Source organism: Citrobacter sp. S39 (assembly GCF_009495675.1).
In the GTDB taxonomy this organism is placed as follows: Bacteria; Pseudomonadota; Gammaproteobacteria; order Enterobacterales; family Enterobacteriaceae; genus Citrobacter; species Citrobacter freundii.
In genome coordinates, this window is the sequence record NZ_CP045555.1 from 3,014,440 (window position 1) to 3,040,277 (window position 25,838).

28 protein-coding genes are annotated in these 25,838 nt (G+C 50.6%); 16 read left to right on the top strand and 12 right to left on the bottom strand.

What is annotated here, in order from left to right:
- Positions 1-17: 17 nt before the first annotated feature.
- Positions 18-2,072 (top strand): oligopeptidase B, encoded by a 2,055-nt coding sequence (ptrB, locus tag GFB57_RS14365; RefSeq protein ID WP_003034916.1) that lies wholly within the window; start codon positions 18-20, stop codon positions 2,070-2,072.
- Here the strand turns inward: ptrB and exoX are convergent.
- From exoX to GFB57_RS14380, 3 genes are all read right to left on the bottom strand, one after another.
- Positions 2,063-2,725 (bottom strand): exodeoxyribonuclease X, encoded by a 663-nt coding sequence (exoX, locus tag GFB57_RS14370; RefSeq protein ID WP_003034918.1) that lies wholly within the window; start codon positions 2,723-2,725, stop codon positions 2,063-2,065. The genes ptrB and exoX overlap by 10 nt on opposite strands.
- 23 nt (positions 2,726-2,748) lie before the next feature.
- Entirely contained in the window at positions 2,749-3,405 is a 657-nt protein-coding gene (locus tag GFB57_RS14375; RefSeq protein ID WP_003034921.1) for a carbon-nitrogen hydrolase family protein, read from the bottom strand.
- A gap of 106 nt (positions 3,406-3,511) precedes the next feature.
- The gene (locus GFB57_RS14380) at positions 3,512-3,742 is read right to left on the bottom strand and encodes a DNA polymerase III subunit theta (protein WP_003034925.1); all 231 of its coding nucleotides are present in this window, start codon (positions 3,740-3,742) and stop codon (positions 3,512-3,514) included.
- A gap of 143 nt (positions 3,743-3,885) precedes the next feature.
- Between GFB57_RS14380 and yobA the strand changes: the two genes are divergently transcribed.
- The 4 genes from yobA (at position 3,886) to pphA (ending at position 6,549) form a co-directional block, all read left to right on the top strand.
- Positions 3,886-4,260 carry a CopC domain-containing protein YobA gene (gene yobA / locus GFB57_RS14385; RefSeq protein WP_003034928.1) on the top strand — a complete coding sequence of 125 codons (375 nt, stop codon included), beginning with the start codon at positions 3,886-3,888 and terminating at the stop codon, positions 4,258-4,260.
- 3 nt (positions 4,261-4,263) lie between these two features.
- The gene (gene copD, locus GFB57_RS14390) at positions 4,264-5,136 is read left to right on the top strand and encodes a copper homeostasis membrane protein CopD (RefSeq protein WP_003034931.1); all 873 of its coding nucleotides are present in this window, start codon (positions 4,264-4,266) and stop codon (positions 5,134-5,136) included.
- Positions 5,137-5,156: 20 nt separating this feature from the next.
- Complete coding sequence (locus GFB57_RS14395; RefSeq protein WP_003034934.1) at positions 5,157-5,495, top strand: YebY family protein; 339 nt, start codon at positions 5,157-5,159, stop codon at positions 5,493-5,495.
- A gap of 412 nt (positions 5,496-5,907) precedes the next feature.
- Positions 5,908-6,549 carry a protein-serine/threonine phosphatase gene (pphA, locus tag GFB57_RS14400; RefSeq protein WP_003034937.1) on the top strand — a complete coding sequence of 214 codons (642 nt, stop codon included), beginning with the start codon at positions 5,908-5,910 and terminating at the stop codon, positions 6,547-6,549.
- On the opposite strand, the gene GFB57_RS14405 is transcribed toward pphA, so the two are convergent.
- From GFB57_RS14405 to yebS, 5 genes are all read right to left on the bottom strand, one after another.
- A complete protein-coding gene (locus GFB57_RS14405; RefSeq protein WP_003034941.1) occupies positions 6,550-6,741 on the bottom strand; it encodes a YebW family protein in 192 nt (63 codons plus the stop codon).
- A 102-nt stretch (positions 6,742-6,843) separates the two neighbouring features.
- Positions 6,844-7,080, bottom strand: coding sequence for a YebV family protein (locus GFB57_RS14410; protein ID WP_029139506.1), 237 nt, complete (start codon positions 7,078-7,080; stop codon positions 6,844-6,846).
- 100 nt (positions 7,081-7,180) lie between these two features.
- On the bottom strand, positions 7,181-8,602 hold the full coding sequence (gene rsmF, locus GFB57_RS14415) for a 16S rRNA (cytosine(1407)-C(5))-methyltransferase RsmF (RefSeq protein ID WP_008322657.1): 1,422 nt from the start codon (positions 8,600-8,602) through the stop codon (positions 7,181-7,183).
- A 79-nt stretch (positions 8,603-8,681) separates the two neighbouring features.
- The gene (locus tag GFB57_RS14420; protein ID WP_003034947.1) at positions 8,682-11,315 is read right to left on the bottom strand and encodes a PqiB family protein; all 2,634 of its coding nucleotides are present in this window, start codon (positions 11,313-11,315) and stop codon (positions 8,682-8,684) included.
- On the bottom strand, positions 11,284-12,567 hold the full coding sequence (yebS, locus tag GFB57_RS14425; protein ID WP_003034950.1) for a membrane integrity lipid transport subunit YebS: 1,284 nt from the start codon (positions 12,565-12,567) through the stop codon (positions 11,284-11,286). The genes GFB57_RS14420 and yebS overlap by 32 nt, the downstream gene beginning before the upstream one ends.
- Positions 12,568-12,695: 128 nt before the next feature.
- On the opposite strand from yebS, the gene GFB57_RS14430 reads away from it, so the two are divergent.
- From GFB57_RS14430 to htpX, 4 genes are all read left to right on the top strand, one after another.
- Complete coding sequence (locus GFB57_RS14430; protein WP_003034953.1) at positions 12,696-13,193, top strand: GAF domain-containing protein; 498 nt, start codon at positions 12,696-12,698, stop codon at positions 13,191-13,193.
- Between the two features lie 96 nt (positions 13,194-13,289).
- A complete protein-coding gene (gene proQ, locus GFB57_RS14435; protein WP_003034957.1) occupies positions 13,290-13,976 on the top strand; it encodes an RNA chaperone ProQ in 687 nt (228 codons plus the stop codon).
- A gap of 19 nt (positions 13,977-13,995) precedes the next feature.
- Positions 13,996-16,044: a carboxy terminal-processing peptidase gene (prc, locus tag GFB57_RS14440; RefSeq protein WP_003034960.1), complete on the top strand. Its 2,049-nt coding sequence runs from the start codon at positions 13,996-13,998 to the stop codon at positions 16,042-16,044.
- Positions 16,045-16,236: 192 nt separating this feature from the next.
- Positions 16,237-17,118 carry a protease HtpX gene (gene htpX, locus GFB57_RS14445; RefSeq protein WP_003034964.1) on the top strand — a complete coding sequence of 294 codons (882 nt, stop codon included), beginning with the start codon at positions 16,237-16,239 and terminating at the stop codon, positions 17,116-17,118.
- 46 nt (positions 17,119-17,164) lie between these two features.
- Here htpX and GFB57_RS14450 read toward each other — a convergent pair whose 3' ends face one another.
- Complete coding sequence (locus GFB57_RS14450) at positions 17,165-18,538, bottom strand: MFS transporter (RefSeq protein ID WP_003034968.1); 1,374 nt, start codon at positions 18,536-18,538, stop codon at positions 17,165-17,167.
- A 174-nt stretch (positions 18,539-18,712) separates the two neighbouring features.
- Between GFB57_RS14450 and kdgR the strand changes: the two genes are divergently transcribed.
- Positions 18,713-19,504 (top strand): DNA-binding transcriptional regulator KdgR, encoded by a 792-nt coding sequence (gene kdgR, locus GFB57_RS14455; RefSeq protein WP_003034971.1) that lies wholly within the window; start codon positions 18,713-18,715, stop codon positions 19,502-19,504.
- Positions 19,505-19,615: 111 nt separating this feature from the next.
- Here the strand turns inward: kdgR and GFB57_RS14460 are convergent, their stop codons facing one another.
- Complete coding sequence (locus GFB57_RS14460) at positions 19,616-19,855, bottom strand: YobH family protein (RefSeq protein ID WP_003034975.1); 240 nt, start codon at positions 19,853-19,855, stop codon at positions 19,616-19,618.
- Positions 19,856-20,019: 164 nt separating this feature from the next.
- Between GFB57_RS14460 and mgrB the strand changes: the two genes are divergently transcribed.
- The 6 genes from mgrB (at position 20,020) to rlmA (ending at position 24,362) form a co-directional block, all read left to right on the top strand.
- Complete coding sequence (mgrB, locus tag GFB57_RS14465; RefSeq protein WP_003034977.1) at positions 20,020-20,163, top strand: PhoP/PhoQ regulator MgrB; 144 nt, start codon at positions 20,020-20,022, stop codon at positions 20,161-20,163.
- 74 nt (positions 20,164-20,237) lie between these two features.
- On the top strand, positions 20,238-20,522 hold the full coding sequence (locus tag GFB57_RS14470) for a YebO family protein (RefSeq protein ID WP_003034980.1): 285 nt from the start codon (positions 20,238-20,240) through the stop codon (positions 20,520-20,522).
- A 636-nt stretch (positions 20,523-21,158) separates the two neighbouring features.
- Positions 21,159-21,302 carry a DUF2627 domain-containing protein gene (locus GFB57_RS14475; protein WP_003034983.1) on the top strand — a complete coding sequence of 48 codons (144 nt, stop codon included), beginning with the start codon at positions 21,159-21,161 and terminating at the stop codon, positions 21,300-21,302.
- A 12-nt stretch (positions 21,303-21,314) separates the two neighbouring features.
- Positions 21,315-21,524: a transcription antiterminator/RNA stability regulator CspE gene (gene cspE / locus GFB57_RS14480; RefSeq protein WP_001062678.1), complete on the top strand. Its 210-nt coding sequence runs from the start codon at positions 21,315-21,317 to the stop codon at positions 21,522-21,524.
- Between the two features lie 219 nt (positions 21,525-21,743).
- Positions 21,744-23,489, top strand: a complete 1,746-nt coding sequence (gene ftsI, locus GFB57_RS14485) for a peptidoglycan glycosyltransferase FtsI (RefSeq protein ID WP_003021017.1) — start codon at positions 21,744-21,746, stop codon at positions 23,487-23,489.
- 63 nt (positions 23,490-23,552) lie between these two features.
- On the top strand, positions 23,553-24,362 hold the full coding sequence (gene rlmA, locus GFB57_RS14490; RefSeq protein WP_003021015.1) for a 23S rRNA (guanine(745)-N(1))-methyltransferase: 810 nt from the start codon (positions 23,553-23,555) through the stop codon (positions 24,360-24,362).
- Here the strand turns inward: rlmA and mntP are convergent.
- Positions 24,359-24,925 carry a manganese efflux pump MntP gene (gene mntP / locus GFB57_RS14495; protein ID WP_003021013.1) on the bottom strand — a complete coding sequence of 189 codons (567 nt, stop codon included), beginning with the start codon at positions 24,923-24,925 and terminating at the stop codon, positions 24,359-24,361. The two genes, rlmA and mntP, sit on opposite strands and share 4 nt — an antisense overlap.
- 432 nt (positions 24,926-25,357) lie before the next feature.
- Positions 25,358-25,816, bottom strand: a complete 459-nt coding sequence (locus GFB57_RS14500; protein ID WP_003021010.1) for a DUF986 family protein — start codon at positions 25,814-25,816, stop codon at positions 25,358-25,360.
- Positions 25,817-25,838: the final 22 nt, after the last annotated feature.

Here is a 25,838-nt window from a genome sequence, read left to right on the forward strand (position 1 = left end):
AGCAAAAGAACAATGACATGCTACCAAAAGCTTCTCGTATTCCCCACGCCATGACGCAGCATGGCGATACTCGTGTTGATAATTATTACTGGTTGCGAGATGACACTCGCTCGCAGCCAGAAGTGCTGGATTATCTGCAACAAGAAAATGCGTATGGCCGTCAGGTTATGGCCTCGCAGCAGGCTTTGCAGGATCGCGTCCTGAAAGAGATCATCGACCGTATCCCGCCTCAGGATGCTTCTGCCCCCTATGTGAAGAATGGTTATCGCTACCGGCATATTTATGAACCGGGGTGCGAATATGCCATTTATCAGCGTCAGTCTGCCTTCAGTGAAGAGTGGGATGATTGGGACACTTTGTTGGATGGGAACCAGCGCGCGGCACACAGCGAGTTTTATACGCTGGGAGGACTGGCGATATCACCGGATAACACCATCATGGCACTGGCCGAAGATTATCTCTCTCGCCGGCAATATGGCGTGCGTTTTCGCAACCTGCAAAGCGGCAACTGGTATCCGGAAGTGCTGGAAAACGTCGAAGCGGATCTCGTATGGGCGAATGATTCTCAGACTTTCTATTACGTGCGCAAGCACGAAACGACGTTATTGCCGTATCAGGTCTGGCGACATACAGTCGGCTCGCCATCGTCACTGGATGAGCTGGTGTATGAAGAAGCCGATGACATGTTTTATGTCAGTCTGCATAAAACCACATCATTGCATTATGTGATTATCCACATTGCCAGTGCGACCACCAGTGAAGTTTTGTTGCTTGATGCAGAACTGGCAGATGCCGAACCGTTGGTCTTTTTAGCGCGACGCAAAGACCACGAATACAGTCTCGATCACTATCAGCACAATTTTTATCTGCGCTCCAACCGTCAGGGGAAAAATTTCGGCCTGTACCGTACCCGTGTTCGTGATGAGCAAGCCTGGGAGACGCTGATCCCACCGCGTGACAACGTGATGCTGGAGGGCTTTACGTTATTCACCGACTGGCTGGTGGTAGAAGAGCGGAAGCGGGGCTTAACCAGCCTGCGGCAGATTAATCGTAAAACGCGCGAAGTGGTCGGGATCGCCTTTGACGATCCGGCATATGTGACCTGGCTTGCCTATAATCCAGAGCCGGAGACATCGCGCCTGCGCTATGGCTATTCCTCCATGACTACCCCGGACACATTGTTTGAACTGGATATGGACACCGGGGAACGTCGTGTGCTTAAGCAGACGGAGGTCCCCGGATTTGATGCGGCGAATTACCGTAGCGAACACGTATGGATAACGGCACGTGATGGCACCGAGGTTCCGGTTTCGCTGGTTTATCATCAAAAGTATTTCCTGAAAGGAAAAAATCCGTTACTGGTTTATGGCTATGGCTCATATGGCGCCAGCATGGATGCCGATTTCAGCAGCAGCCGTTTAAGCTTACTGGATCGCGGCTTTGTTTACGCCATTGCCCATGTGCGTGGCGGTGGTGAATTAGGACAACAGTGGTACGAGGACGGTAAGTTTCTGCGCAAGAAAAATACTTTTAATGATTACCTCGACGTCTGTGATGCGCTGCTAAAAATGGGCTACGGCGCGCCTGAGTTATGTTATGGAATGGGAGGAAGCGCCGGGGGAATGTTAATGGGCGTCGCCATTAATGAGCGCCCGGAACGCTTCCATGGTGTTATTGCTCAGGTGCCGTTTGTCGATGTGGTAACCACAATGCTCGATGAATCAATTCCCCTGACGACCGGTGAGTTTGAAGAGTGGGGTAATCCACAGGACGAAGAGTATTACACCTATATGAAAAGCTACAGCCCGTATGACAATGTAACCGCGCAGGCGTATCCGCATCTGCTGGTCACGACGGGATTACACGATTCCCAGGTGCAATACTGGGAACCAGCAAAATGGGTGGCAAAACTGCGTGAGCTGAAAACGGACGATCGTTTGCTGCTACTTTGCACGGATATGGATTCCGGACACGGCGGTAAATCCGGGCGTTTTAAATCTTACGAAGGTGTGGCTCTTGAGTACGCTTTTTTGATTGGACTGGCGCAGGGAACACTGCCTGCTCAGGCGTGATCCAAATAGTGTTTTAGCGTTAATCGCAGTTCCGGGCTCATATTATCAAGGTTGTTAAATAACCAGCGCAGATAGCCCGGATCACGTTCAGCCACTTCTGATACCGGTTTTCCGCGGTACTTACCAAAAGTGAAAGTAGTGAGTAACGCGGGACGGCCGGTAATATCGACCATTTGATCGGCTGTCCAGCCTGACGTCTGCATGATGTCGATCAGGAGTGCCGCAGTGATGTAGCAGTCGTACAGGGCGCGGTGATGGTGGAGACCCGCTGGCGTCTGTACGCTCAGCTTGCGCGATTTATACAGCGCCATGTTGCTGTATTTGATCCCCGGCCACAAACGACGGGAGAGCTTCATGGTGCAAATCCACTCCCCGGGCATATCGGGTAATACGCGGCGGTCAAAGCTGGCATTGTGCGCCACGTACCACTTGCTGCCGTAATACTGCGGGATGACGTCTTCAATCCACGGCTTATCGGCCACCATTGCTTCAGTAATGCGATGGATAGCCATCGCCTGTGGGCTGATGGGGCGGTCAGGGCGTACCAGGTGGCTCATTGGGTTGACTATTTTTCCGTCAACCACATCGACAGAAGCAATTTCAACAATGCCTCCCTGTAGACCACAGGTTTCTGTATCTATTATGCGCAACATGCCATGCTCCTGACCCAAAACGACTAGCGTAATGGAATGATATCACCTTGCCAACCCCGTGGCGTGCGTTGACCGGTTAACAGCAAAGAACCGCTGTCTGCGCGAACAATCAATCGGCCTCGCTCATCCCATAACGCGCTGCTGCCACGCGCATTGGCCATTAATACAGCTATGGCAAACTTATGCGAGAAACTCTGTAGACGAGATGTGGAGGAGAGCAATTCGGGTTCGCTAATGGACTGACTACTGGTAAACAGGGAGTAAGCCGGGTCGATATCGATACCTTCCGGCTGGCTATCCACTACGCTAATGGCATTTTGCTGTCTGGCAATACAGGCTCCGTGACTTTGATGAAACGTTAAGGGCGAGGTCATCCAGGGAGAAAAGAGCGCGATGCCTTTTACGAACCGGTTGTTATGTTCCACCGGTAGTCCCGCAATGATTGTCATACGATAAATCGCGGCGGCATGGGCGAGAGGTTCTAACAGCGCTTCATCGGGTGGGGCAGGAAGCGCGTCATGTTCATCAACACAACCTAACAAGGAGAGGGAAGGAAAAACCAGCAATTCACATTGGCATTGGGCGGCTGCCTGAATGAATTGCAGGTGATGTGCGACATGCTCGGTAACTGAGGTGTGAAGAGGTTCGTACTGCGCTGCTGCGATTTTCCAGTGTGACATAATGATTTCCTTTTCATAGTGTCTACAATCATCCTGAAAGTATAGATTAAGAATATGCTTATACTGTAGCAGCCATCATGTAAGGAATCGTAACGTAGTATAAGTTTTATTTAACTTTAGGCTCGTAAGGTAAACGTGAAAGGGAAACGGATGCCAGTCGGTGCGCGATGAGTCTTTCGCGAAACCAGTCGCGTAAATGTTCGGGCTGTTCACGCTCAACAACTTCGGCAACAACCGGCATGTTGTATCGCTCCTTAAACGCTACACCTGCAGCGGCCAGGTCAACATTGACCTTATCCATCTCCGCCTGCTCAAGTTTGGCCAGATTGATGTTCATGGGCTTCTCCTTTTCTCTGTCTTTCGGCGCGCAAAGTTACTAAGAGTGTGCATTAATGGCAAGACCGAAATGATGATTCTCGACTCGATCATTGTAGAAGGTTATTCTCTATAGATTAGACATAACAAAAAGGAATAGTTGAAATGGCTTCATCTGCATCTATGCTTCGCAGCGCTCTCATCGTACTCGCCAGCGTGCTGGCAACGCCCGCCGCCCTGGCGCATGCCCACCTCACAAAACAAAGCCCGGCTGCTAATGCCGAGGTTGCGGCATCTCCTCAGGCGTTGACGCTGAATTTTTCTGAAGGCGTAGAGCCGGGATTCAGCGGCGCAAAGCTGACAGGTCCAAACAAAGAACAGATCAAAACGGGCAAGGCGTCACGCAGTGAGCAGGACAAAACGCAGCTGATTGTTCCGCTTGATCAAACACTTGAAGCAGGAAAATATACGGTCGACTGGCACGTTGTTTCCGTGGATGGTCACAAGACGAAGGGGCAATATACCTTTAGCGTGAAATAACCGATGCTGGCATTTACCTGGGTTGCTTTACGGTTTATCCATTTTACCACTTTGATGCTGGTGTTTGGTTGTGCGCTTTACGGCGCATGGCTGGCTCCCGTTTCGGTTCGTCGTTTAATGATGCGTCGTTTTTTGCGTCTGCAACGGCATGCCGCAACGTGGAGCTTTATCAGCGCGACGCTGATGCTGGCGATCCAGGGTGGGTTAATGGGCTCAGGCTGGCGGGATGTTATCTCTACAGATGTATGGGGCGCGGTGTTGCAAACGCAGTTTGGCGGCGTCTGGTTATGGCAGATTATCCTCGCGCTGGTCACTCTGGTGGTGGTTATTATCGTACCGCGTAGCATGCCGCGACGGCTGTTAATGCTGACGATTGCGCAGTTTATTTTGCTGGCTGGCGTCGGGCATGCGACGCTGCATAGTGGTATTACTGGGGCAATCCAGCAGGTTAACCATGCCTTGCATCTGATATGCGCCGCCGCCTGGTTCGGTGGCCTGCTACCCGTACTTTACTGTATGCGAATGGCGCATGGCCGCTGGCGAGAACAGGCCATCAGCACCATGATGCGTTTCTCCCGCTACGGGCATCTTTTTGTTATTGGTGTTTTACTTACCGGTATTATGAATGCGCTGTTTATTGTCGGTTTTTCTGTTCCCTGGCACATGGCTTACGGGCGGCTGCTTTTGTTAAAAGGTGCCCTGGTCATGCTAATGGTGGCGATTGCGCTGGTGAATCGGTATGTTCTGGTACCACGCATGCAGCAGGATAACCGCGGCATGACTCTCTATTTTATTTGGATGACCAAGCTGGAATGGGGTATAGGAGCCGTTGTGCTGGCAATTGTCAGCCTGTTCGCAACCCTTGAACCTTTCTGATTGATGGACTGGCGAAACGCATGAAAAAAATCATTATCTCTTTATTACTCCTGGCAAGCTCCGGAGCCGCGCTGGCTGCGCCGCAGGTCATTACCGTCAGCCGTTTTGAGGTTGGCAAAGATAAGTGGGCGTTTAATCGGGAAGAGGTGATGCTGACCTGCCGCCCGGGTAACGCGCTGTATGTCATCAATCCCAGTACGCTGGTACAATACCCGTTGAATGATGTTGCCAGACAGCAGATGGAGAGCGGAAAAACCACGGCAAAGCCGATCGAGATTATCCAGATTGATGATCCGGCGAAACCGGGCGAAAAAATGAGCCTGGCACCGTTTGTGGAGCGTGCAGAAAAGCTCTGCTAATTGTCAGATGTAGCGCTCTGATTTCCAATAAAAAACCGCAAGGATCTCACACGAGAACTTGCGGTTTTTGCGTTTGGATGCGTAACAAACGTCCTTTTTTTCCGGCCACTTTAGTCGCGGACTGGAAAACCTGGCGCTGTCATCTATTCTTAAATGGCAGGGTAACTTAGCCTGCATTAATGCCAACTTTTAGCGCACGGCTCTCTCCCAAGAGCCATTTCCCTGGACCGAATACAGGAATCGTATTCGGTCTCTTTTTATGTGGCGAATGCGATGCCATCCAGGGCAAAACACGGCTTATCGCATGCTGCATTCTCCATAAACCATACCATACTCCTGCCCACGATCGTCCAGGCTTTTTTACCATCATTGCTAAAATTATAATCAGGTACCCTTGTACTCTGGAGGCGACATGGGACGACCTGACAATATCTATCAACGAATCGACGGTACGCAGTGGCGTCACGTCTGGGTGGTTGGGGATATCCACGGCTGCTTCTCGATACTGATGGCTAAACTGCGCCAGTACCGTTTTGATCCTTGGCAGGATCTGCTGGTTTCAGTGGGGGATGTTATTGACCGTGGACCAGACAGTTTGCGTTGCCTGAAATTATTGCGTAAACGCTGGATTGTCGCGGTCAGGGGGAATCATGAACAGATGGCGCTGGACGCGCTGGCGACGGGGGATAAATTCATGTGGTTAATGAATGGTGGCTCGTGGTATGCGCAGGCGGAGCAACCGGCAGCGAAATTCGCTCTTGAAGAGTGTTGGCAATTACCCTGGATTCTGGAGCTGCACTGTCAAAACGGCATACACGTTATTGCTCATGCCGATTACCCGGATGATGATTATCAGTGGCTAAAAAAGATCGATTTACAGCGTGTGCTGTGGGATCGTTCGAGGCTAATGAACAACGGTTGTGGGATTCGCGGTGCGGATCACTTCTGGTTTGGCCACACGCCGTTGCGCCATCGGCTGGATCGCGAGAATCTGCATTATATTGATACCGGTGCTGTATTTGGCGGCGAGTTAACGCTGGTACAACTGCAATAATCAAAAATCGCTGTATTCCTGGGCCGGGTGCCAGAAACTATCGATGTAGTCATCCGCGGGTAAACACCCTCCGTTACGAATACGTTGATCGTCCATCGATATCAGGCACTGCTGCTCAGTTTTGTAGACATCAACCACGATATCTTCACAACCGCCATCCAGGTAGCACACAAAAAGAACCAGCGTGAACATTCCATCCTCAAATGGTAAAGCCATAGCTGTAGTGTAGAAGATGTTGATAGATGAGGGAAATTGACCAAGAAATAACCCGTCTGGCGACGGGTTCTTTTTGAATCAGGCAAGGCGCATGATCCAGGCATCTGACTTACGATCGTAGTGTTCGCGAAATAGTACTGAATGTTCTCCGTTCAACAGGGCCGGGACACTGGTATCGGCATCCCAGGCATCCAGTTGCATACATAAATCCGGGTCGGATTTACACGGAATGGTTAACGTTCGGTCCCCCGGCGATTCGCCATGTAACTCGGCGTCGTCGATTTCAAAAGCGCCAATGCGCACACTGGTTTTCATCATCGTGCTCTCCGTTAATTTGCTAATTGTGGTACGACCAGTTAGGTCGTCCATTTTTCAGCGTAGTCAACGTTAGCAAAAGCGCCAGTAAAAACGTGCGTTATCCCGTAAAGAGTTTGCCATCCCGGACAAGATCGCGTGGGTAGCTATTCTTCAGTCGCGATCCAATACGTTTTGCCAGACCGATAGGCTGATGCTGGAATGTAACCAGTACGTCGTCACTCGTCGGTGTGGCTTGTGGGTAGACATCCCGGCCGCGGTACCACTCTTCAGCTTCGGCAAGCGTCAGTTCAAACGCATGGCTGTGATTTGGGTCGGCGAGCGCGATGACGGCTTCATGCTGCCAGCGGTAGCCTTTATTGTGCGTTTCGGCTAATTTGACGCCGAGTCGGGAAAAGCGGACTTTGCCGATCAGTGACTCAATTTCTGTTGGGAACAGCCAAATCTCTTTATCGCGCTGCCACAGGCGTAAATTATCTTCCCACTGCAGTCCACAAGCGCTCGCGGCTTGCGCGATAAGCGCGGACTCGCGTCCTTTCAGCGGGCTAAACGGGAAGTTACCGACTTTATACGTCGGCGCAGGTAGTGGAGGGATGGCGGCTGTTTTGCGCAAACGCGCAACGAAGAAACCTTCGCAATCGTAAATTTGCGGAAACACATGCAGGAATCCTTCCGGCGTCAGGGCGCGTTCGGCATGTGGAAATAAATCGCCGAGTGGTAAAAACTCGACGGCGTCCGGGTAGGTTTCAATCAACCACCGCATGATATTTTCATTTTCGTCACGATTAAGCGTACAGGTCGAGTAAACCAATGTGCCACCAGGACGCAGGGCGTGGAAGGCGCTGTCGAGCAGTTCGCGCTGAGTCGCGGCAATTTCCAGATTACTTTCTGGCGACCAGTTTTTTAGCGCATCGGGGTCTTTACGCACTACGCCTTCCCCGGAACACGGGGCGTCGAGCAATATGGCATCAAATGATTCCGGCAACGCAGCGCCAAATACTCGTCCGTCAAAATGGGTCAGGGCGACGTTGGCTATCCCGCAACGGCTGATATTGGCATGCAGGACTTTGACGCGACTGGCAGAAAATTCATTCGCCAGAATGGCGCCTCGATTATTCATTTTTGCGGCAATTTGCGTGGTTTTGGAACCGGGGGCTGCCGCGACATCCATTACGCGTTCAGGGGTATTGCCTTCGGCAAACAGCGCAGCGACTGGCAGCATTGAGCTGGCTTCCTGAATATAAAACAGGCCGCTTAAATGTTCTGCTGTGCTACCTAGCGGCACTGACTCATCTTCATCGCGTTCGATCCAGAAACCTTCAGCACACCAGGGAACCGGAGTGAGAGACCAGTTGTAAGGTGCTGTCAGTGTGAGGAAATCGGCAACGGAGATTTTCAGCGTATTGACGCGAATGCTGCGGCGCAACGGGCGCTGACAGGCAGCGAGAAAATCATCGAATGAGAGCGTGGAAGGCATTGCTTCACGCATTTTAGTCAGAAAGGCGTCGGGAAAATAAGCCACTTGGTACCACCGGCAAAAAAACAGGTGCGCAGTGTAGCATAAGTGCTCCGGCGCGAGTACGCCGGAGCAAGTGGAGAGATTATCGTGGCAGGGCTGTTCCCCATTCACGCCACTCTTTCGGTTCGCTTTCGAGCAACAGGAAGTGTTTACCTGCCTGCGCTTTAGGAGCCAGCGGTGTACCTGGTGGAGTCGCGAAGGCGATGCCGCCGCGGATGAACTGATTGAAGGTACCGGTCTTCACGACACCGCCGGTCAGGCCGAAGTCAAGATTGTAGCCGGATGCCAGCCAGAACACGGAGTTGTTGCGCACCAGATGCTGATAGCGCTGGCTAATGCGCATGGCAACCATCACACGATCGGAAAGCGAGCCCAGCGTCAGCCCGGTGACGGTCCCCACTTCAATACCTCTGAACAAAACTGGGGTTCCGATATTCAGTGAACCTGCTTCCGGTGCTTCCACCACAATACTCAGACCATCGAGGTAACGAGAGTCGGTAATGGTGGCTTCCTGCAGCTCAAAATCACGGCGCGGATTACCGCGTCCGGGTTCAACGTTGATGTACGGCTGCAGGATTGTATCCAGATGCTCCACGCCAGCTGCCGAAATTTGCGGGGTGATCACGGAGAAACGGGTACCGCTTCGCGCGAAGGTCTGCACGTATTCCGGGTACAGAACCGCTTTTGCCTGCACTTCGTTACGGGCGGTGATCAGCTCAAGCGTCTGAATCTGGCCGATATCGATTCCCAGGTAGCGAATCGGCATGCCAGCAGCGAGTTTACCGGCATCGAACGCATGCAGCGTTATCTGGCCGCCTACCGCACGCGCGGCGGTTTCCGAAGCATACAGAATGCGCTTGTCGCCTTTGCGTTGGCTGGCGCTGGCACCGCTTAAATTATCGAAGCTAATTGCCCCTTTGAGCGCGCGTGAAAGGGGAGATGCCTGTACGGTTAATCCGCTGCCGTTAAGCTGAACTTTTGCTCCGCCTTCGGCCCAGAACACGCTGTTGCTGGTCAACAGGTTGCGATATTCCGGTTTAATATGCAGATCGATATCAAACGCATCGGCGCGAGGACGAACGCTGATCACTTCACCGACCTCGAATTTGCGGTATAGAACCACCGAGCCGGCCTGCACATCAGGCAGCGTTTCGGCGCTCAGGCTGACCGTGGTGGTTGGCAGATCGCTCAGGCTGTTTTCAATCGCTTTTTCCAGGTTGGCATACAGCGGGTAGCTTTTTTTCATTTCCCCCTTGGTACCGGGCAAAATACGTATGCCGCCGCTGAGCCACTCGCTGGCGCTGGCGCCAAGGAACTCCACGCCATCAAGTCCGACTTTGACGTCCACGCGGCTGTTGACCACGAACTTACTGTCACCTTGCACCAGGTCACGATGCTGCGGTTCGATGGCAACGGTAAATGAAACGCCTTTGCTGGAAAGCGTGCGCTCAATCACCTGACCGACCTGTACGCCGTGGAGAATCAGCGGCTGGCCAGCATCAATACCGTAACTTTCCGGTGCGGTGAGCGTAAATGTCATGACCCCTGGATCGTGTAACAACGACTTCTCTGCGGGGATAACAACAAACTGGCTACGCGGCTCGCCTTCGCCGGGGACCAGTTCAAACGTTTTACCCGTCAGCAGTGAGCTGAGATTGGCATCGTTTAACGATAATTTAGGGCTGTGTAATTCAATCCGCGTGTTGTCGCGCAGCAGCGTTACGACGCTGGGGTCGACCGTCATTTCTCCAGTCACTTTACCGCCTGGATTTAAATCCAGTTTGGTGAGTTGGCCGACTTGTAATCCTTGATACATCAGCGATGTTGAGCCAGCTTTGAGTCCGTCCCCGCTGGGTAAGTCAAGCTTGACGATCACCCCGCGCTGGCTGTGCGCGAGATCCTGATATAAACCAAACGTGTCGTCGGCTGCGGCGGGTTTTGAGTCTTCAGGCGAATCAAAAGCAATGGCGCCATTGACCAGCGCGGCCAGACTCTCCAGTTTGATCTTCGCGCCGCTGAGGCTGACATCCGCATTCACACCGGAGACGTTCCAGAAGCGGCTGCCTTTTTTCACCAGATTGGTAAACCGACGTTCAATCAGCACGTCGATAGTTACGCCTTGATTGTTGGGGTTGATAGTGTAGTCATACACCCGGCCCACCGGAATCTTACGGAAATAAACCAGCGAACCGCTATTGAGCGAACCGAGGTCAGGCGCCCGCAGATGCAGCATCAAATCGCCATTATCCAGACGGTATTTGGGCTGCGTGTCGAGGGCAACAAAATGATCTTCTTCCTCGCCGGTTCCGGGCATCATGCCGATATAGTTACCACCAACCAACGCATCCAGACCCGAAACTCCGGCCAGCGACGCTTTCGGCGTGACCAGCCAGAACTGGGTATCTTTGCGCAGTGCATCTTTCATGCTCGATTTGATGCTGACGCGGACTTCAATTTTACGCAGATCTTTGCTGAGGTTGATATCCTGCACCGTGCCCACTTCAACGCCCTGATAACGAACGGGCGTGCGTCCTGGTACAATGCCGTCCGCGGACATGAAGTCAATGGTTACGGTATTGCCGCGATCTTCATAGCTTCCCCAGATAAGCCATCCTGCGATCATCAGTGCAATGAACGGCAGCAGCCAGAACGGAGAGATACGGCGTTTTGTTTTAATCTGCGCTTCAGTCTGCGAAGCGGGCGTTTCCTGACTCATGTGCATCCCAAAGTAAGCGGCTGTCCAGCCATTCCACAGCAAGAATAGTCAATATTACCGCCGCGCCGAAATAAAACGCAGCCGGTCCCATAGTAAAAGCAAGTATCTGATCGCGATTAATCAGCGACATGGTTAAAGCGATAACAAAGAGATCCAGCATCGACCAGCGGCCAATCCAGGTCACAATACGCAGCAGTTTTATGCGGGTACGCAATCCTTGCTCGCAGTTAAAATGGATGCTGATGAGCAACGTAAACATCACAATCACTTTGGTGAATGGCACCAGAATACTGGCGATAAAAACGATCGCCGCCACGCCGACGTTGCTGTTTGCCAAAGACATTATGCCTGACAGGATAGTGTCTTCCTGCCTACCACCGTTGACATAAATTACCGAGATGGGCAGCAGATTAGCAGGCAAAAGTAGGACAATCGAGGCCAGTAGCGCCGCCCAACACTTTTGGATGCTTTGATTCCTGCGCCAGCGCAGCGGGATATGGCAACGAGGGCAGCGACCCCGAGCGTCCGGATAACCTGTAAAGTGACAACCGAGGCAGACGCGGAGCTTTTCATCAGGGCGACGGGCTGGTCTTTGCGGGTAAAATCGGTCCCAAAGCTGCTCTACGTTGAGGTGCGACAGCGTCAAAATACTGAGGATCACCAGCGCAATAAAAGCAAACAGTCCCACACCGGGTTGCAAAAAAGCATAGTCCTGAACTTTGATTGACGCGACGCCAATGCCCACAAGATAGATATCGAGCATCACCCACTCTTTGAGCCTTTCCAGCATCAGCAGCACCGGGCGCAGGTTCATCCCAAGAATATTGCCAAACCACAGATAAGCAATTGAGGTCACGAGAATTAGCGGCGCGCCAGCGACGCAAAAAAGCACGAAAGAAGCAGTGAGGGGGTCACCTTGTCGGGTCATTTGCCAGATGCCTTGCATAACATTGGCATCAATGCGCACGCCTAATAAATAGATGTGCAGGAGTGGCTCTCCCCAGGCAAAGGGCATCAGCAGCAACATGGTGAAAGCCATTGCCGCAAGTCGCGTTAATGACCAGTCGCGTCCGTCACGAATTTTTGCCTGGCAGCGTGGGCAAAAGGCACTTTGGTGCGAACGCATTTTAGGCAAGCTAAATATCAGGTCACATTCAGGGCAGCGATGATAATGTGCACGAGGTAGTGCCTCACCGATGGACCTGATGGCTATTTTTTTAGTTGGCGTGATGCGTGGTGTCGTTAAGGCCATGTATCGCGAATCAAATTGTTGAAGTAATGTTATCTTAACTCATGACGGGAATGATCTTGAGCATTAACGCATTTAATGTTTATTTTAGTAGGCTGCAGTTTTAAGTAAGACAACTAAGTGATTACATAATGAACAAAATAGAGCTATACACGGATCTGAACCGTGATTTTCAGGCATTGATGGCAGGTGAAACCAGTTTTCTGGCAACGCTGGCGAATACCAGCGCATTGTTGTACGAGCGTCTTGCAGAAGTGAATTGGGCCGGTTTTTACCTGCTTGAGGACGATACGCTGGTGCTTGGTCCCTTCCAGGGCAAAATTGCCTGCGTGCGGATCCCGGTAGGGCGTGGTGTGTGCGGTACAGCAGTGGCGCAGAACCAGGTTCAGCGTATTGAGGACGTACATGCTTTTGATGGGCACATTGCTTGTGATGCCGCCAGCAACGCTGAAATCGTCCTGCCAATCACCGTCGAAAATCAGATAATCGGCGTGCTGGATATCGATAGCACGGCGTTTGGCCGCTTTACTGAGGAAGATGAACAAGGTCTGCGTACACTGGTGGCACAGCTTGAAACCGTGCTTGCAACGACGGATTACAAAAAATTCTTTGCGCACGTCGCAGGATAATCAACGGATAACGTAGCAATTACTGATGACGTCATTATAATGTCGCCTGTTCATGCCTGCGCTTGTTGGCTACGTCCGTTGTAATCAGGAAATTTCATGGAAAATCAACCTAAGTTGAATAGCAGTAAAGAAGTCATCGCGTTTCTGGCCGAACGCTTCCCGCAGTGTTTTAGTGCGGAAGGCGAAGCGCGCCCACTGAAAATTGGCATTTTTCAGGATCTGGTAGAGCGTGTTGAGGGCGAAATGAACCTCAGCAAGACTCAGCTCCGTTCTGCCTTACGTCTCTATACTTCAAGCTGGCGCTATCTGTACGGCGTTAAATTGGGCGCAACGCGTGTTGATCTCGACGGCAACCCTTGTGGTGAGCTGGATGAACAACATGTTGAACATGCGCGCAAACAGCTGGAAGAAGCTAAAGCCCGTGTTCAGGCGCAACGCGCAGAGCAACAGGCGAAAAAACGCGAAGCGGCTGCTGCTGCCGGTGAAAAAGAAGGCGCACCGCGTCGCGAGCGTAAGCCGCGTCCTGCACCGCGTCGTAAAGAAGGTGCAGAGCGTAAACCTCGCGCTGAAAAACCAGCAGCAAAAGCACCGCGTGCTCCTCGCGAAGAACAGCATACCCCGGTATCTGATATTTCAGTACTGACGGTAGGGCAGTCTCTGAAGGTGAAAGCAGGAAATAATGCGATGGATGCCACCGTATTAGAAATCACCAAAGATGGCGTCCGTGTACAGCTGAATTCGGGTATGTCTTTGATTGTACGCGCAGAACACTTGGTGTTCTGAAACGGAGGCCAGGCCTGGCATGAACACTTTTTTTAGGCTTACTGCGTTAGCTGGTCTGCTTGCATTAGCAGGCCAGGCACTTGCTGTGGAAGACATCACGCGTGCCGATCAGATCCCCGTTTTAAAGGAAGAAACCCAGCATGCGACGGTAAGCGAACGTGTGACTTCGCGTTTTACGCGATCACACTATCGCCAGTTCGATCTGGATCAGGCGTTTTCGGCAAAAATTTTTGACCGCTATTTGAATTTGCTCGACTACAGCCACAATGTGCTGTTGGCGAGCGATATCGAACAGTATGCAAAAAAGAAAACGGTCCTCGGCGATGAACTGCGCACCGGCAAGCTGGATGTCTTTTACGATCTCTATAATCTGGCGCAAAAACGCCGATTTGAACGTTATCAGTACGCATTAAGCGTACTGGCACGTCCAATGGATTTTACCGGTAACGACACGTTTAACCTCGACCGAAGTAAAGCGCCGTGGCCGAAGAGCGAAGCAGAGCTAAATGCGCTGTGGGACGGCAAGGTTAAATTTGACGAACTCAGCCTGAAGCTGACCGGTAAAACCGATGCGGAAATTCGCGAAACGCTGACGCGCCGCTACAAATTTGCGATTCGCCGTCTGGCGCAGACCAACAGCGAAGATGTGTTCTCACTGGCGATGACAGCGTTCGCCCGTGAAATCGACCCGCATACTAACTATCTCTCTCCGCGCAATACCGAGCAGTTCAATACTGAAATGAGCTTGTCTTTGGAAGGTATTGGCGCGGTTCTGCAAATGGATGATGACTACACCGTCATTAACTCCATGGTGGCAGGTGGTCCGGCAGCCAAGAGCAAGTCGATCAGCGTTGGCGATCGTATTGTCGGCGTCGGGCAGACGGGCAAGGGCATGGTCGATGTTATTGGCTGGCGTCTGGATGACGTCGTGGCACTGATCAAAGGACCTAAAGGCAGCAAGGTACGCCTTGAAATTCTGCCTGCCGGTAAAGGTACCAAGACGCGCACCGTGACGCTAACGCGTGAACGTATTCGTCTCGAAGACCGCGCCGTAAAAATGTCCGTGAAAACCGTTGGCAAAGAAAAAGTTGGCGTACTGGATATTCCTGGCTTCTATGTAGGCCTGACTGATGATGTCAAAGTCCAACTGCAGAAACTGGAAAAACAAAATGTCAGCAGTATTATCATCGATCTGCGTACTAACGGTGGTGGAGCACTGACTGAAGCGGTTTCGCTTTCCGGTCTGTTCATTCCTTCCGGCCCGGTGGTTCAGGTTCGTGATAATAACGGTAAAGTGCGTGAAGACAGCGATACCGACGGCGTTGTGTACTACAAAGGCCCGCTGGTGGTATTGGTCGATCGCTTCAGCGCCTCAGCATCAGAGATTTTCGCTGCGGCAATGCAGGATTATGGACGAGCGTTGATTGTTGGTGAACCAACCTTTGGGAAAGGCACCGTCCAGCAGTATCGCTCCCTGAACCGTATTTACGATCAGATGCTGCGTCCGGAATGGCCAGCGCTGGGTTCTGTTCAGTACACGATCCAGAAATTCTACCGTGTAAACGGTGGCAGCACGCAGCGTAAGGGCGTTACGCCGGATATCATCATGCCGACAGGTAATGAAGAAACTGAAACCGGCGAGAAGTTTGAAGATAACGCACTGCCGTGGGACAGCATTGATGCTGCGACCTACACTAAGTCAGATAATTTGACGCCGTTCGGACCTGAATTGCTGAAAGAGCACAATGCACGTATTGCGAACGATCCTGAGTTCCAGTACATCATGAAGGACATTGCGCGTTTCAATGCGATGAAGGATAAGCGCAACATCGCTTCTCTGAATTACGCTCAGCGTGAAAAAGAGAATAACGAAGATGACGCAATGCGTCTGGCGCGTATCAACGATCGGTTTAAACGTGAAGGCAAACCGCCATTGAAGAAACTGGACGATCTGCCGAAGGATTACCAGGAGCCGGATCCGTACCTGGATGAAACGGTAAAAATCGCGCTCGACCTGGCGCATCTTGAGAAAGAGAAGCCAGCGGAACAGCCCGCAACCAGTCAATAACCTCGAACAGGCACAAGAAATTGTGCCTGTTTTTTTAACAAGTGCATGAAGACGTCAGCCTGATACGATAAAATGTAAAGTTGTGTCTTTCTGGTGACTTAGCACCTATGGATGCTTGAAAATAGTCATAAGACCCATACGATATGGGTAATCGCATAGTGCGTTTTGTTAAATTGAGGTTAAAAGAAAATTATGATGCGAATCGCGCTCTTCCTGCTGACGAACCTGGCTGTGATGGTCGTTTTCGGGCTGGTATTGAGCCTGACAGGGATCCAGTCAAGCAGCGTTCAAGGCTTGTTGATCATGGCACTGCTGTTTGGTTTTGGTGGTTCCTTCATTTCGCTGCTGATGTCCAAATGGATGGCGTTAAAGTCCGTTGGCGGGGAAGTGATCGAACAGCCTCGCAATGAAAGAGAACGCTGGCTGATGAATACAGTTGCGAATCAGGCCCGCCAGGCCGGGATCGCTATGCCACAGGTTGCAATCTACCACGCGCCAGATATTAACGCGTTTGCGACCGGTGCCCGCCGGGATGCCTCGCTGGTGGCTGTAAGTACTGGCCTGTTGCAAAACATGAGCCCGGATGAAGCCGAAGCGGTTATCGCGCATGAGATCAGCCACATTGCCAATGGCGATATGGTGACCATGACGCTCATTCAAGGGGTAGTAAACACCTTCGTTATCTTTATCTCACGTATTCTGGCGCAAATTGCCGCTGGCTTTATGGGCGGAAACCGTGATGAGGGTGAGGGTAGCAACGGTAACCCGTTGATCTACTTCGCGGTGGCGACGGTGCTGGAACTGGTGTTTGGTATTCTGGCGAGCATCATTACCATGTGGTTCTCACGTCATCGTGAATTCCATGCGGATGCAGGCTCAGCGAAACTGGTGGGGCGTGAAAAAATGATCGCCGCGCTGCAGCGCCTGAAAACCAGCTATGAACCGCAGGAAGCGACCAGTATGATGGCGTTCTGCATCAACGGTAAATCCAAATCGCTGAGTGAGCTGTTTATGACTCACCCCCCGTTGGACAAACGTATTGAAGCGCTGCGCAGCGGTGAGTACCTGAAATAATCTGCAGCAGACAACAACAAAAAGCGCGTCGACAGACGCGCTTTTTTTATGACTGAACTCGCGGTTGTGTAATACGTAAGCCACTTACGATTGCGGCCAGCGAAGCCAGAATACCCGCTGTTATCAGCGAGACGTGCGTTCCACTGCCACCAAACTGATTTAGCATCAGCGCAACCAGTGCGGCCCCGGTACTCTGACCCAGTAAGCGCGCTGTTCCGAGCATACCGCTCGCGCCTCCGCTACGATCGCGCGGCGCGGAGGTGATGATGGTGTGATTATTCGGTGACTGGAACAAGCCAAAACCCGCACCACACAAGATCATTGGCCAGATGATATTAAAATCGGAAGGTGATGCGGGCAGTAACACCAGAGAAAACAGCCCGCAAGCCATTACTGCCATGCCCAGCGCGCCAAGCAGACCTGCATGAACACGTTCAATCAAATATCCCGCCAGTGGGGCCATCACCATGGTTGCCAGCGGCCACGGCGTCAGCAGCAGGCCCGTTTCAACTTCGCTGCGTCCGAGAACCGTTTGCATAAAAAAGGGCAGGGAAACCATCGCCAGCATTTGTGCGCTGAATGAACAGATTGAGGTGCAAATAGAGAGTGAAAACAGGGGAATGCGTAGCAGATCAACCGGTAATAACGGTACTGGCAATGCGAGTTGGCGGCGGATAAAGAAAAACCCTACTACGACAAGCCCCACAAGTTCAGCACCAATCAGTTTTAGCGACTGTCCCTGTGCAAATCCGCTGAGTGCCGTGATCAACAAACCGAATGTTAAGGCGTTCATTATTGCGCTGGGCAGATCAAAGCGCGGTTTATTGCTACGTGATGAATTGGGTGGCAAAAAACGCATAGCCAGCAGCAGGGCGATGATCCCCAATGGAACGTTAATTAGAAATAGCCATTTCCACGAGGCAATAGAAAGAATTGCCGCCGCAATAGTCGGACCCGCTGCCGAGGATACAGCCACGATAAAGGAGTTAATACCCATCCCGCGGCCAAGCTGGCGCTGAGGATAAATGAGTCGGATCAATGCCGTATTAACGCTCATCAGCGCCGCGCCGCCAAACCCCTGAGCCACGCGCGCTAACGTCAGCATATGCAGCGAGTCAGACAAGGCACAAAACAGCGATGCCAACAGAAATACGACCAGACCACACTTATAAATGCGTCGGTAGCCAAACATATCACCTAAAAAAGAGAGCGATAACAGCGAAACAACGATCGCAATTTGGTAGGCGTTCACAATCCAGATTGAGCTGGCGGGTGAGGCCTGAAGATCGGTGGCGATAGTGGGGAGGGCAACGTTCGCTATTGCGCCGTCGAGTACTGCCATAGAGATGCCAATAACAATGGTTAAAATTGCGCCATATCGCTGGGGCAATGGCAGACCATCGGTCTGAGTTTTTTCCATAGGAAGTCAATACTGTTGGAATTTATGATGAGAATAATAATTTTAGCATTGATATTCAGGCGTTAGGTCGCAGATTTGTAACTAAGTAAGCAAAGAGCGATTGCGAGGGCTGATACGTGAAATTATAATAAAAACCGGTTCTGATTTTTATAAAACACTCGAAAGGGGTGATAAATGGCAATCGCAGATCTGGATAAACAACCCGATTCTGTATCTTCCGTGCTGAAGGTTTTTGGCATTCTGCAGGCGCTGGGTGAAGAGCGCGAAATTGGTATTACCGAGTTGTCGCAACGCGTCATGATGTCAAAAAGCACCGTTTATCGCTTTTTGCAGACCATGAAAACGCTGGGTTATGTGGCACAAGAAGGGGAGTCGGAGAAATACTCACTGACCCTGAAACTATTCGAGCTGGGTGCTCGCGCGTTACAAAACGTCGATCTTATCCGTAGCGCTGATATTCAGATGCGCGAACTTTCGCGCCTGACCAAAGAGACAGTGCACCTTGGTGCACTGGATGAAGACAGCATCGTCTACATCCATAAAATCGACTCTATGTACAATCTGCGCATGTATTCTCGCGTAGGTCGCCGTAATCCGCTGTACAGCACGGCTATCGGTAAAGTTCTGCTGGCATGGCGTGACCGCGATGAAGTGAAGCAGATTCTGGATGGTATTGAGTATAAGCGTAGCACCGACCGTACTATTACCAATACTGATGAGCTGCTGGTATTGCTGGATAAAGTACGCGAGCAGGGCTACGGTGAAGATAACGAAGAACAGGAAGAAGGTCTGCGCTGCATCGGTGTACCGGTGTTTGACCGTTTCGGTGTAGTGATTGCAGGCTTGAGTATTTCATTCCCGACGCTACGTTTCTCAGAAGAACGTTTGCACGAGTATGTGGCGATGCTGCATACGGCTGCGCGTAAAATTTCAGAACAAATGGGTTATAACAACTATCCGTTCTAATCTGATGTAATAGCGTCAAGGTAAAAACCCCAGGTATTTTTGTATCTGGGGTTTTTTATGAACAGTCATAACGTTAGTTGGTGCAAATAACGTAGCGGATGTATTGCTATATTAACCGTTATCAATAATGACTGTGCTTTTTCTTAACAAGGGACAATCCGACAGGCCAATGATACCGCTGTTTGTGTGGACGTATTGCGCGGTGCTGGTTCCGCGGGCGGTCAGATACTGGCATTGCAAGCCCAGGCCCGCTGCATTCTCCTTACTTCCAATCAAAATTCCGTAGCCACTCAGTAATAAACCGATCCAAACCAGAGCTAACAACACAATAGCGCGGATTATCAGACGCATTACAACCTCTTATCTTTTCTCGTTATTATTAGATTAGCCTGTACATGAGATGAAACAAGTGAATCATTCCTAAAAAGATTGAATGCCGATACAGTTAACGCTGGGTTTAGGTAACGCATGATAATTTATAGGCATAAGATGTTGATTCGAAGAGTGGAGCTGGAGTGAAAAAAATTCGCTGGGTAGTGCTGATAGTTGTCGTGCTGGTATGCATACTGATGTGGGCGCAAGTGTTCAACATCATGTGCGATCAGGATGTACAATTTTTCAGCGGTATTTGTGCCATTAATAAATTTATTCCCTGGTAAGCGCATTTTTGCCACAGTTGATTACCTTCTTGTGCGGCAGTGGTAAACTACGCTGTCTACATTGAGGTGGTGAAATGAACGAAGTTTTGAATTCTGGCGCGTTGAGTTTGGCGTCTTTGGCTGTATCGGTGGTGATTCTGGTTGTCGGGCTTGTACTGTGGTTTTTCGTCAATAGGGCAAGTTCGCGTACTAATGAGCAGATTGAGTTGCTTGAAGCATTGTTAGATCAGCAAAAAAGACAGAACGCATTGCTCCGTCGCCTTTGCGAAGCTAACGAACCTGAAAAATCGGCAGAGCCTGCTGTGGTCACAGCGAAGGACGAAGATGATGACATCATCCGCCTGGTAGCTGAGCGGTAAAAACGGTATGACAGGGTGAGGATCTGTTGCTTACGTTCTCAGATGTTTCATCCTGTCGCCAACATGCCAGATTATTTTCTTCTGCATATGTCGTGTAATTAGCACTCTGATTCTCGTGTTAACTCAGTATTTTCAGATGCTCCAGCCAATTAATATCTTATCCCCGGTCTGATATAAATATAATTTCCCATACGATAAAAATATGATTATGTCATTTTTGTGATAGCGATCGTCTTATTAACAGCGAAACGTTTCTCTTACTTTTTTTGTGCATTGTCATCATTCTTTCATTATTTTGGTGCAAAAGCAGAAGGCAGATCTCATTTTTACGCTTGTGACATTTTATGCATTACTAAGCATAAAAAATGATATTCGGCACACCCTGTAACAGCTAATCTGGAACAACCGAAGCTATTGAGCTATGGTAGAAATGTCCCGGCTATGGTGCAAGCCTGGCGGGGGATGGGGCGAGCGGCGGGAATATAACACTACTCAGTGTGGCGCATAACTGTGCAGTTGCTGTTTGATGAACGACAGGATTTGTGCGACCGATCGAGACACGTTTAAAAATGGCTTGCCATTATTAACGTTGTATGTGATAACACGTTTTGGGTTAAACGAGGTACAGTTCTGTTTATGTGTGGCATTTTCAGTAAAGAAGTCCTGAGTAAACACGTTGACGTTGAATACCGCTTCTCTGCCGAACCTTATATTAGTGCCTCAAGCAGTAATGTCTCAGTTTTATCTATGTTATGCCTGCGGGCGAAGAAAATACTCTAAGGAATTTTGCAAATGGCAAAGATTAAAGGTCAAGTTAAGTGGTTCAACGAGTCTAAAGGTTTTGGTTTCATTACTCCGGCTGATGGCAGCAAAGACGTGTTCGTACACTTCTCCGCTATCCAGGGTAACGGCTTCAAAACTCTGGCTGAAGGCCAGAACGTTGAGTTCGAAATTCAGGACGGCCAGAAAGGTCCGGCTGCTGTTAACGTAACAGCTATCTGATCGACACCACTGATTTGAAGCGCATATGCGCAACCATCTCAGATATAAAGCCTCGCCTATGCGGGGCTTTTTAATTCAAAATACGTCTAAATATTTCTAAATGCCCTCCCATTAGCGCTTTGTTGCAAAGGCGTGATGTTCGTAGCATAGTTTTCCCCGCTTTCTTACGACATTTCTCGTTAAATCAGACACCTGAAAAACTATCTTGCTGGAGTTCAGGTGAAAAAGAAAAACGACGGCGACGCGCGCAATTTTACTCCCGTACGTTTTGCCCTGCTTTGTGTGGCAATATTATTGAGTCTGGGATTGCTGCTGGGTCGGGTTGCATGGCTGCAAATTGTTACGCCGACAAGTCTGGTGAAACAGGAAGACATGCGTTCATTACGTGAGGTAACTATTGCCTCGCCGCGCGGGATGATTACCGACAGAGAAGGGCGACCGCTGGCGGTAAGTGTTCCGGTTAACGCCGTATGGGCCGATCCTAAGACCATCATCAGCAAGGGAGGCGTGGGTTATAACGAACGGTGGCAGGCTCTGGCAAGGGCTCTGCATCTGTCATTGAGTACGCTGGCGGAACGCGTTAACAGTAATCCTGGCGGACGTTTTATTTACCTGGCACGACAAATTTCCCCTCAGCAGGCTGAGTGGGTTGATGATCTTAATCTCCCGGGCATTAACCTGCGCGAGGAATCCCGCCGGTTCTATCCTGCAGGCCACGTAGCGGCGAATCTCATAGGTTTTACCAACATTGATGGACAAGGCATTGAAGGGCTGGAAAAAAGCTTTAATAACCAGTTGATGGGTAAACCTGGCTCCCGTCTGGTACGTAAAGACAAATTTGGCCATGTAATCGAGAATATCACCGAAGTCACGCCTGTTCCTGCACACCAATTACAGCTCAGCATCGATGAGCGCCTGCAGACGGTCACCGAAGATGCGCTGGACAATGCCGTTACGTGGAATAAAGCGGAATCAGGAGCCGCAGTGCTGGTCAACATTGCTACCGGCGAAATACTGTCCATGGCGAGCTTTCCTGACTTCAACCCCAATAACCGTGAGGGCGCGGTACTGGATGATTTTCGTAACCGCGCAATAAGCGATACGTTTGAACCCGGTTCAACCGTTAAACCGCTGGTGATCATGACTGCACTCCAGCAGGGGATAGTACAACCGGACAGCGTGATTGATACCCATCCTTTTTACCTTGATGGACATCGCATTCGCGACGTCGGATTTTACCCGGAGCTGTCGTTGACCGGAATTTTGCAGAAATCGAGCGATACCGGCGTGTCGCACCTTTCACTGGCTATGCCTGTTCAAAAGTTGCTGGATACCTATAAGAGCTTTGGTTTTGGCGATCCAACCGGACTGGGATTAACCGGTGAAAGTAGCGGTTTAATGCCTCAACGCCGTTACTGGAGCGATTTGGATCGCGCGACCTTTGCATTCGGCTATGGATTAATGGTAACGCCGCTGCAGTTGGCACACGTATATGCAACCATTGGTAGTTTTGGTATCTATCGACCCCTTTCGATTACCCGTATTGACCCGCCGGTAATCGGTACCAGAGTGATGCCGGAGGCGCTGGTTCACCAGGTTGAACATATGATGGAAAGCGTCGCGTTACCCGGTGGTGGGGGAACTAAAGCCGCGGTCAGAGATTATCGCGTGGCGGTTAAAACAGGAACGGCAAAGAAAATTGGTGATGACGGTAAGTATGTCGATAAATACGTGGCCTACACGGCAGGCGTTGCGCCAGCGAGCGACCCGAAATTTGCACTGGTGGTCGTCATCAATAATCCGCAAAACGGTGCTTATTATGGCGGGGCTGTCTCTGCGCCTGTCTTCAGCCAGATAATGGGAGATGTCCTGCGTCTGGAGAACGTTAAACCGGATGGCATGCCTGCCGACTCTGATCATCTGCTGGTGATGCACGGCAGTAACGTATCCTCGCCGTCGCTGTAAGTTATTTTCCCTGGGCGCAATTCGCGTTACACTTGCGCCCTTAAGTCACCTGCCGGAGTTGTCATGTCGTTTTCCTGTCCTCTTTGCCACCAGCCTCTTACTCAAGCGAATAACAGTTTTGTCTGCCCCGGGCGGCACCAGTTTGACGTGGCGAAAGAAGGGTATGTCAACTTACTGCCGGTTCAGCATAAGAGGTCGCGCGATCCAGGTGATAGCGCTGAAATGATGCAAGCCAGACGGGCATTCCTTGATGCTGGGCACTATCAACCGTTGCGTGATGCGATTGTGAATGTGCTTAAAGAAAAGTCGAATTCAGAAGATGCAGCGATCCTGGATATTGGCTGTGGGGAAGGGTATTACACCCATGCGTTTGCCGACGCGCTGGCGGGCTGTACAACCTTTGGTCTTGACGTCTCCAAAGTGGCAATTAAAGCCGCAGCCAGACGCTATCCGCAGGTGATCTTTTGCGTTGCCTCCAGCCATCGTCTGCCGTTCGCAGACGAGTCAATGGATGCAATCATCCGGATCTATGCGCCCTGTAAAGCGCAAGAGCTGGCTCGCGTGGTTAAACCGGGTGGATGGGTGATCACCGCCACGCCGGGACCGCGTCATTTAATGGAACTGAAAGGGCTGATTTATGATGAGGTGCGTTTGCATGCGCCCCATACTGAGCAACTGGACGGTTTTGTTCTGCAACAGAGCATTGCGCTTGGATATCAGATGCAGCTTCAGGGCAGCGAGGCCGTTGCGTTACTGCAAATGACGCCGTTCGCCTGGCGGGCAAAGCCGGAAGTGTGGGAAACGTTAACGGGGAAAACGACGTTTGACTGCCAGACCGACTTTAGTATTCATGTCTGGCAGCGTCTGAATTAACCGTGGAAGTGTGCCCAGAGGATCTGGGCACCGATACCAATCAGCACCACCCCACCCAAAATTTCAGCTCGTTTGCCCAGCATTGGGCCAATGAAACGACCAATCATCATGCCGAGCGTGGACATAATCAATGTGGCGCAGCCGATGGCCAGCGCTGTGGCAATAATATTGACCTGCAGGAAAGCCAGACCCACCCCGACGGCCATTGCGTCGAGACTGGTGGCAATGGCGGTGGTAACCAGCAGCCAGAAACCGTGGCGGCGCTGCGGTTCTTCCTCTTCATCGCCGTTGTCGCGAAAACCTTCGATTATCATTCGCCCACCTAAAAAGATCAGCAGAATGAAGGCGATCCAATGGTTCCACTCCAGCACGAATTTGCTGGCCAGCATCCCCATGCCCCAGCCAATCAGTGGCGTAAGCGTTTCAACTGCGCCGAATATCAGTCCGGTGCGCAATGCTTCAGAAAATTTGGGTTTATGCAGGGTGGCGCCTTTGCCAATTGATGCGGCGAAAGCATCCATCGACATGCCGAAAGCGAGAAGAACGGTAGCGGTGAGATTCATAACAGCGTCCTGACCGGGGTATCCATAAAACATATCACTGCCCCCAGTAACCATGCATACAGGCTGGAATCACTGTAAATACAGCGCCATTCAAATATGCATTGCAGTTGATGTGCCTATGGTCTCGCCTGACTAAACCTGTAAGTTCAGTCCGTACGCGCCACGTTTTTCAACGAGTATGTTGACACGTACATTTCCGGAGTCTGGAAATCGGCTACTCCCCAACGACGGGCGCAACCTTAACATATTTTGAGAATATAAAACAAGAAACGCAGAAATAATATTTGACTTCTAGTTGAAAACGATTTTCATTTAGATTTTTTTATAAATAAAACGTTAAAATAAATAACATTGAGGACAGTGAAATATAGCCTTGGCTATGTTTGTTTTTATACTGATATATAAAAACATAGTTCAGGCTATATTTATAAGCTATTGATTTGAAATTAATAGTTTATATATCCTCTCAAGATCGTCTATATTTCGTACGCGAATCAACAATCTTCGATGTTCTAATTGCATCACCAATACACCGTCTTCAGATAAATTCATCTCTTTAATGCGGTTATATTCAATCCAGACGTTGGCGAAGAAAAAGCCTTTCTGCTTGAAGATGATTTTTGGCGTACGGATCCAGAACAGATACAAACCCATCAATACCAGTGCACATAATAACCATGTGGTAAATTGCGCGCCGTGGCTGGTGATGTTGTTGTAGATAAGAATAGCTACCAGGCCAAGGAAGATAACGCTGTCGACTCTGCTGCGGGGAAGCAGGGCGACAGTAAGCAGAGTAGGGCCATTACGGCGGGGCATGATGAACTGATCGTAAATGGCATACGCCAGCAGCGAAAAGATAAATAGAACCAGCACCAGGTCCGTGATAGTCATGAATCCTCAACCCTCTAAATAG

Bases quoted from the DNA above. Each gene is read 5' to 3' on its own strand.
- ptrB (WP_003034916.1), top strand. From the start codon at position 18: ATGCTACCAAAAGCTTCTCGTATTCCCCACGCCATGACGCAGCATGGC.
- exoX (WP_003034918.1), bottom strand. From the start codon at position 2,725: ATGTTGCGCATAATAGATACAGAAACCTGTGGTCTACAGGGAGGCATT.
- GFB57_RS14375 (WP_003034921.1), bottom strand. From the start codon at position 3,405: ATGTCACACTGGAAAATCGCAGCAGCGCAGTACGAACCTCTTCACACC.
- GFB57_RS14380 (WP_003034925.1), bottom strand. From the start codon at position 3,742: ATGAACATCAATCTGGCCAAACTTGAGCAGGCGGAGATGGATAAGGTC.
- yobA (WP_003034928.1), top strand. From the start codon at position 3,886: ATGGCTTCATCTGCATCTATGCTTCGCAGCGCTCTCATCGTACTCGCC.
- copD (WP_003034931.1), top strand. From the start codon at position 4,264: ATGCTGGCATTTACCTGGGTTGCTTTACGGTTTATCCATTTTACCACT.
- GFB57_RS14395 (WP_003034934.1), top strand. From the start codon at position 5,157: ATGAAAAAAATCATTATCTCTTTATTACTCCTGGCAAGCTCCGGAGCC.
- pphA (WP_003034937.1), top strand. From the start codon at position 5,908: ATGGGACGACCTGACAATATCTATCAACGAATCGACGGTACGCAGTGG.
- GFB57_RS14405 (WP_003034941.1), bottom strand. From the start codon at position 6,741: ATGTTCACGCTGGTTCTTTTTGTGTGCTACCTGGATGGCGGTTGTGAA.
- GFB57_RS14410 (WP_029139506.1), bottom strand. From the start codon at position 7,080: ATGAAAACCAGTGTGCGCATTGGCGCTTTTGAAATCGACGACGCCGAG.
- GFB57_RS14420 (WP_003034947.1), bottom strand. From the start codon at position 11,315: ATGAGTCAGGAAACGCCCGCTTCGCAGACTGAAGCGCAGATTAAAACA.
- yebS (WP_003034950.1), bottom strand. From the start codon at position 12,567: ATGGCCTTAACGACACCACGCATCACGCCAACTAAAAAAATAGCCATC.
- GFB57_RS14430 (WP_003034953.1), top strand. From the start codon at position 12,696: ATGAACAAAATAGAGCTATACACGGATCTGAACCGTGATTTTCAGGCA.
- proQ (WP_003034957.1), top strand. From the start codon at position 13,290: ATGGAAAATCAACCTAAGTTGAATAGCAGTAAAGAAGTCATCGCGTTT.
- prc (WP_003034960.1), top strand. From the start codon at position 13,996: ATGAACACTTTTTTTAGGCTTACTGCGTTAGCTGGTCTGCTTGCATTA.
- htpX (WP_003034964.1), top strand. From the start codon at position 16,237: ATGATGCGAATCGCGCTCTTCCTGCTGACGAACCTGGCTGTGATGGTC.
- GFB57_RS14450 (WP_003034968.1), bottom strand. From the start codon at position 18,538: ATGGAAAAAACTCAGACCGATGGTCTGCCATTGCCCCAGCGATATGGC.
- kdgR (WP_003034971.1), top strand. From the start codon at position 18,713: ATGGCAATCGCAGATCTGGATAAACAACCCGATTCTGTATCTTCCGTG.
- GFB57_RS14460 (WP_003034975.1), bottom strand. From the start codon at position 19,855: ATGCGTCTGATAATCCGCGCTATTGTGTTGTTAGCTCTGGTTTGGATC.
- GFB57_RS14470 (WP_003034980.1), top strand. From the start codon at position 20,238: ATGAACGAAGTTTTGAATTCTGGCGCGTTGAGTTTGGCGTCTTTGGCT.
- GFB57_RS14475 (WP_003034983.1), top strand. From the start codon at position 21,159: ATGTGTGGCATTTTCAGTAAAGAAGTCCTGAGTAAACACGTTGACGTT.
- cspE (WP_001062678.1), top strand. From the start codon at position 21,315: ATGGCAAAGATTAAAGGTCAAGTTAAGTGGTTCAACGAGTCTAAAGGT.
- rlmA (WP_003021015.1), top strand. From the start codon at position 23,553: ATGTCGTTTTCCTGTCCTCTTTGCCACCAGCCTCTTACTCAAGCGAAT.
- mntP (WP_003021013.1), bottom strand. From the start codon at position 24,925: ATGAATCTCACCGCTACCGTTCTTCTCGCTTTCGGCATGTCGATGGAT.
- GFB57_RS14500 (WP_003021010.1), bottom strand. From the start codon at position 25,816: ATGACTATCACGGACCTGGTGCTGGTTCTATTTATCTTTTCGCTGCTG.